Consider the following 5,662-nt stretch of genomic DNA (forward strand, 5'->3'; position numbering starts at 1 on the left):
CCGTCGGGCTCGGTGTCGACGAGGTCGCTCGGCCCGGCGGCGGGATCACGGGGCATGGCGCCAGTCGTGAAGTCGTAGCCGCAGGCCTCGCAGAACAGCGCGCCGTCGGGGTTCTCGGTCGAGCAGTTGGGGCACTCCAGGACCGCCGGGGCGCCGGGGGTCCCAGGCGCCCCGGTGGCGCCCGGTGCACCAGGGCCGCCGGGTCCGGTGGCACCAGCGGACGGGTACGGGTCGAGGTCGAGCGAGGAGCCGGACGACGACGGGGTGGCGCTCGCCGAGCTTGCCGTGCCCGAGGCCGTGGGCTGTGCGCTCGCCACGATGGGGGATCCGCAGGTGTCGCAGTAGTCCTCGGCCTCGGACGTGTGTCCGTTGGGGCAGACCGCACTCATCGGCGCACCCGGCTCGTCTTCGTCGACGCGGTGTCGAGCGACATCTCGTCGATCTTCGACGCACCCTTCTTGAGCCGGACGGTGCCCGTGTCGGCGTCGTCGATGTCGACGACCTTCTTCAGGCGGGTCGTCATCTCGTCGTTGCCGGTGGCGTCGGCGAGCTGCACCGCGCGCCCGAGCTTGGCGGTCGCGACGTCATCCTGTCCGGCAGCCTTGGCGGCAAGACCCTCCTGGATGACCGTGGCGAGCTCGGCCTGGCCCGTGTAGGCGGCCACTGCCGGGTCGATGCGCGTGGTCAGCGAGTCGTCGTTGCTCCACTTGGCCTTGACGAGCGCCTGGGCGACGGGGTCGCCACCGAGCGAGAACTGCACGCGGGCCGCGAGCTGCTCCTGCCCCAGCGTGCGGGCGGGCAGGCGTACGGCCACGTGGTAGTCGCGGCTCTCGTCGGACCACGCGCCGGTCGGGTAGGCGCCGGTGAGCGGGTTGACGACGGTGCGCCGCGAGGTGAGGTCCTCGAGCGTCGGCGAGACCTGCTTGACGAAGAGCAGCTCGGCCCCCTGTGGGACCCACACGCGCAGCTCGGAGTTGGCGACGCCGCGCGACATCGACGCGCGCATCATCGCCTCGAACTCGGCCGCCATCTCCTCCGGCGCGGGGATGAGGTCGACGGTGCCGAGCAGCGCCGAGGCGATGCCACGCACCTCGTCGACGCGCCACTGGTCACCGACGCCGCGGCAGTCGCACTGGAACGAGCCGACGCACCCGGCGACCGCGGCTTGCAGCGAGGCGGGGGTCTCGCCCTCGTTGACGCCGTCGGTGAGCAGGATCGCGTGTCGCTTGGTCACGTGCGGCACGGTCTCGAAGATCTGGCGGGCGAGGGTGAGCCACGTGCCCATCGCCGTGCCGCCGTTGGCGCGCAGCCCCTCGATGGCGCGGTTGGCCTCGCCCCGGGTGTGTGCCGCCATCGGCACGAGCGCGCCCTGGTGGCTGTAGGGGTAGACGATCTGGGCCGTGCCGTTGCCGGAGACGATCGAGAACAGCGTGCCGTCGACGATCTCGGCCAAGGCTGCCTTCGCTGCCTCACCGGCCGCCTGGACGCCACGGCGCCCCATCGAGCCCGACGTGTCGATGAGGATGACCTCGGCGGCCGATCCCGGGTCGGTCAGACCCGCGGAGGCCGTCGCGGCGGACGCGCCGGTCGAGGTCACCCGCACGATCGCGTGGACGTCGGTGCCCCCGTCGGGCAGGAACTCGTTCTGGAACACCTCTGCGGTGAAGTCAGCCATCCGTCGGGTCCCCTTCCATCGGCGCCGCCGATGCGGTCGCCTCCGTCGTCGTGCTCGATCCTCGCCCAGCGAGTCGGGCGAGGGCAACCGTGATGTTGTCGCGTCCACCCTGCTCGTTGGCGAAGTCGACGAGCGCCTGCGCCACCGTGGTGGGCGTGACGTCATCGAGCCGCGCCGCGGCGTCGTGCAGCAGGCTGCGCAGGGCCTCGGCCTCGGAGCAGTAGTTCCACAGGCCGTCGGAGCAGACCATGAGCCAGCCCGGTGTTGCCGTCACCGTCGTCAGGTGCGGCGTGAGGTCGTCGGGGGCGTCCCGGCCGAGCCAGCGCGTGATCGAGTGGGCGTGCGGGCCGGTCTCGGCCTCGAGCCGCGGGACGCCCGCCGCCATCTGCTCCTGGGCGTACGAGTCGTCGCGTCCGAGCTGGCTCGCAGGCTCGTCGGTGGCGTCGGGCAGCCAGTAGACGCGGCTGTCGCCGACGTTGCCGGCGACGATGACGTCGTCCTCCACGACCGCTGCCGCGAAGGTGCACGACGGCGGGTTGGGGACGTCCTCGACGACGGCAGCGGCCACGGCCTCGTTGGCCCGGGCGACGGCGCTCGTCAGCGCCCGCGCGGCGCCGGCCGCCCACGCCTCCGGGGTCCCGACCCCGCGGGGGAAGGGCTGGTCGAGCACGGCACGCGCGGCCTTGGCCGCGGCGAGCGACGCGATGTGCGAGTCGGTGGCCATCGAGACGCCGTCACAGACGACGAGGACCGCCCGCGAGCCCGGTGCCTCGACCGCACTGAGGGACATGGCGTCCTCGTTGCGGGCGTGGCGCCTGCCGATGTCGCACACGCCGCCGACCCACGCCACCGGTGACTCGACGAGGTGGTCGCGCGGGTTGGGTGGGGGCGTGCCGCAGTGGTCGCAGTAGCCGTCGACGATGCGACCCTGGCCGCAGGCGTGGCACGTCAGCTCGTCGTCGGCCGGCGCGACCGCGGACGAGGGCACCGCGCCGGTCCAGCCGACGTCGAGCGGCGACTCCTCACCGGCGGGCGCGGTCTGCGGTGTCGCCGAGGCGAGCACGGTGCCGTCCGACGTCGGTGCCGGTGGCGGCGTACCCGTCGCCGCGCGGGCCGCGACGACGAGGTCGGCGCCGCAGGCCTCGCAGAAGCTCGACTCGGCCGGGTTGGCCGTGCCGCAGGCCGGGCAGTCGCGGGAAGCCGCAGGAGCCTGCGCCTGCTCGCTTCCCACGGGCGCGCTCGTCGCAGGCTCGGGAGCGGGGGTCGGAGCGGGGTGGGCCGCTCCCGTCGTCGGGATGTGGGTCACCAGAGGCTCCAGGGTCGAATGGCGTTCGCCTCGTCGACGAGGGGTACGCGCTCGGTCAGGTCGGGGGTGCGTTTGGCCAGCTCGCGCAGGGCCTCCTCGAGCCCGAGCCGCAAACCGTTGGGGGTGCCCTTGTGCTCGCCCAGGCGGACATCGGCCTTGTTCCCGCTCTTCTCCACCGTCACGAGCGCCTCACGGTAGATCAGCGTGGTCAGCTCGGCCCGCCGCCGCGCCGACAGCGACGTGTCGTCGAGGGTGCGCAGTGCCTCGGCGAGGTCGGGCAGTCCCCGGTTGGCCCGGGCGAGCAGCTCGGCCAGACCTGCCCGAGCGGTGCGGTAGGCGCTCGACTGCACCGGCACGAGGCGGTATGCCGCGACCGCACCGTCGACGTCCTTGCGCTCGGCCCGGATGCGGGCCACGCCAAAGGCCGCCATCGGGACGTAGGTCGCGTCCGTACGTGCGCACGCCACGTAGAGGTTCTCGGCGACCGCGTCGTCGCCGGCCTGCTCGGAGGCCTGGGCCAGGGCGAGCTTGGGTGCGAGCTCGCCCGGGACCTGACCGTAGACGGCGTTGAACGCGGCCTGGGCCGTCCGGGAGTCGCCGCGCTCGAGCGCGGCCAGCCCCTGGATCCAGACGGCGCGCCACTCCCACGGGTCCGCGCTCAGCAGCTCGCCCGCGGTGGCCTCGGCGACGTCGGGCCGGTTCGCGTCGAGGGCCGTGCGCGCCTGCTCGAGCAGCACTTCCGTCGTGCGCACCGCGGCTCGCTTGAGCGTCGCCAGCCGCTCCTCCGGCGGGCCGGACACCGTCGTCAGCCACCCGGTCTGCGGGTCGTGCGGGTCGCGGCGCAGGCCGGGCAGGTTGCGCCAGTCGTCGGGCTCGACGCCCGGCGTGGGCACGTCGAACAGGAGCGAGCTGACCGTGGTCGTCGCGGCGCCCGACCCACGGTCGAGGGCGACCACCTCCCGCAGCACCCCGACCATCTGCGAGCGCAGCTCGTCGGCGGAGACGAAGCGGTCGTCCCGGTTGGGGGCGCACGCCTTGGCCACGAGCCGGTAGAACGAGTCGTAGCGCTGGAAGACCGGCACGGTGTCCTGGGCGGGCAGCGTGTTGAGGTAGGTGGTCTGGTAGCCGCGGAACTCCATCGTCAGCACCACCAGGGTGCGGCCGATCGTGTAGATGTCGGAGGCGGCCGAGACGCCGAGCTCGGCCACCTCGGGAGCCTGGTAGCCGACGGTCCCGAAGATCGCCGAGTCCTCGTCGTCGGCGCGGCGCACGCCCCCGAGGTCGATGAGCTTGACCTCGTCGCCGACCTGGATGATGTTGTCCGGCTTGAAGTCGCAGAAGACGAGGCCCAGGTCGTGGAGGTACTGGAAGGCCGGCAGGATCTCGAGGAGGTAGGCGAGGGCCTGGTCGACGGGCAGCGGGTCGTACCTCCCGGCGGCCTGCAGGCGCTGCTTGAGGATGGACTTGAGCGAGGTCCCGCCGACGTACTCCATGACGATGTAGCCGGCGTCGTCGTGGGTCACGAAGTTGTAGATCTCGACGATGCTGGGGTGCGAGACCTGGGCGAGGAAGCGCTGCTCGGCGATCGCCGCGGCCAGGGCGTCTGGGTCGGCGGAGTTGAGCAGGCCCTTGAGCACGACCCAACGGTCGGAGACGTTCTTGTCCCGGGCGAGGTAGATCCAGCCGAGGCCGCCGTGGGCCAGGCAGCCCGCGACCTCGTACTGCCCGGCCACGAGGTCACCCGCCTGGAGCTTGGGGTCGAAGGAGAACGGGTGGCGGCACTTGGGGCAGAAGCCGGTGGTGCGCCCGGTCCTGCCGTCGCGGCCGCGCCCGACGGGCTCACCGCACTTGGGGCAGTAGCGCTTGTTCTCGGGCACCGTCGGGTTCGTGAGGAGGGCCTTGGCGGCGTTGATCTCGGGGGCCGGACGCACCGTCGTGATGCCGCCACCGAGCCGTGCCGACCGGAGCCGCTGCGAGCCGCCGGTGCGCCGAGTCGCGATGGATCCCGCCTCGCGGGCTCGCTTGGAGCCCAGGGCTGCCGACGCCAGGTTGCTCGAGGCAGCCGATCGTGTGGACATCTCCGGACCGACCCCGGCCGTGCCCGCGGTGCCTGCGGCCTCGCCCCCCTGGCCGTCAGGGCTCGGCGGCTCGGTGGGCGCGGCGTACCCGGCCACGCTCAGCTGGTCGGCCGGTGTGCCGCACACGTTGCAGTAGCCGGCCTCGATCGTGCCGCCGCACCCGGGCTGCTGGCAGGCGCCGCCCTCCGGGATCGACGGGCCACTGGCTGGGGCTGGGGTGGGCTTCGAGGCCGCGCCCCCGCGCGCTGCGGCCCCCACGGCCACGGGGACCGGGCTGGACCCTGCGGCCATGCCGCACACGTCGCAGTAGCCGTCGACGATCGTTCCGGTGCAGCCCGGCTGCGTGCAGGTCATGGGCGGGGCCTCTGGAGTCGGGGTTCTGGGGTTCGGGGTGCTGAGGGTCGGGGTGCAGGAGGACGGGCAGCGGTGCGCCCGGTGCGCGGCGCGGGCCGGGTCGCGGCGTCGACGTAGGCCGCGAACGCGGCCGCCAGGGCTCGGGCACGGGCGATGGGCAGGGGCTGCGCCGCGAGGGTCTCGTCGAGGCGACGTCGCAGCTCGGCCACGTCGTCGGCGGCCTCGGGCGCCAGCGTCGCGGACGCGGCC

Annotated in this window: 4 protein-coding genes and 1 pseudogene; all 5 read right to left on the bottom strand. The window is 73.6% G+C overall.

Going from position 1 to position 5,662, the window contains the following annotated elements; translation table 11 throughout:
- Positions 1 to 389, bottom strand: a 389-nt coding sequence (locus AC1DP0_RS17150; RefSeq protein WP_478086631.1) for a zinc ribbon domain-containing protein, incomplete at its 3' end; no start/stop codon positions are given.
- On the bottom strand, positions 386 to 1,675 hold the full coding sequence (locus AC1DP0_RS17155) for a VWA domain-containing protein (RefSeq protein WP_478086633.1): 1,290 nt from the start codon (positions 1,673 to 1,675) through the stop codon (positions 386 to 388). The genes AC1DP0_RS17150 and AC1DP0_RS17155, both read right to left, overlap by 4 nt.
- Complete coding sequence (locus tag AC1DP0_RS17160) at positions 1,668 to 2,981, bottom strand: protein phosphatase 2C domain-containing protein (protein WP_478086635.1); 1,314 nt, start codon at positions 2,979 to 2,981, stop codon at positions 1,668 to 1,670. Before AC1DP0_RS17160 ends, AC1DP0_RS17155 begins: the two co-directional genes overlap by 8 nt.
- Positions 2,978 to 5,413 (bottom strand): serine/threonine-protein kinase, encoded by a 2,436-nt coding sequence (locus tag AC1DP0_RS17165; protein WP_478086637.1) that lies wholly within the window; start codon positions 5,411 to 5,413, stop codon positions 2,978 to 2,980. Before AC1DP0_RS17165 ends, AC1DP0_RS17160 begins: the two co-directional genes overlap by 4 nt.
- Positions 5,410 to 5,662 (bottom strand): annotated as a pseudogene (locus AC1DP0_RS17170) (hypothetical protein); the annotation flags it as partial. The pseudogene AC1DP0_RS17170 and the gene AC1DP0_RS17165, both read right to left, overlap by 4 nt.

Source organism: Terrabacter sp. P5_B1 (assembly GCF_056400505.1).